Annotated in this window: 1 protein-coding gene and 1 pseudogene; both read left to right on the top strand. The window is 63.3% G+C overall.

Annotation, left to right across the window (positions count from 1 at the left end):
- A pseudogene (locus J5M58_RS26485) lies at positions 1-294 on the top strand (hypothetical protein); the annotation flags it as partial.
- A partial coding sequence (locus J5M58_RS26480; RefSeq protein WP_207880320.1) for an NAD-dependent epimerase/dehydratase family protein occupies positions 291-488 on the top strand: 198 nt, incomplete at its 3' end. The pseudogene J5M58_RS26485 and the gene J5M58_RS26480, both read left to right, overlap by 4 nt.

Raw genomic sequence — 488 nt, 5'->3', positions numbered from 1 at the left:
GTGTACAACCTGATCCGCGCGGTCGCGCCGCCGTATCCGGGCGCGTTCACCGATCTCGGCGGCACGCGCTTCGTGATCGCGCGCGCGCGGCTCGCCGCGCCCGGCACGGCCGCCGCGCGCGCGGCCGTCGATTTGCCGCCGGGCCTGCACGTAAGCGATAATGCGCTGTTCGGCGTTTGCGGCGACAGCCGCGCCGTCTCCATTCTCGAACTGCGCCGGCCGCACGACCGCGGCGACGCCGTCGTTTCCCCGGCGCAATTCGCGCAGTTCATTCATTCTTCCCGTCATTCATGAAAGCAAAAAAAGTCCTGATCCTGGGTGTGAACGGCTTCATCGGTCATCACCTGTCCAAGCGCATTCTTGAAACCACCGATTGGGAAGTGTTCGGCATGGACATGCAGACCGATCGGCTCGGCGATCTCGTCAAGCACGAGCGGATGCATTTCTTCGAAGGCGACATCACGATCAACAAGGAGTGGGTCGAGTAT

Source organism: Pseudomonas sp. 32_A (genome assembly GCF_017490905.1).
Taxonomy (GTDB): Bacteria; Pseudomonadota; Gammaproteobacteria; order Pseudomonadales; family Pseudomonadaceae; genus Aquipseudomonas; species Aquipseudomonas inefficax.
The sequence above is the reverse complement of the archived record's forward strand: the minus strand, read 5'-3'. Positions and strand labels throughout refer to the sequence as shown.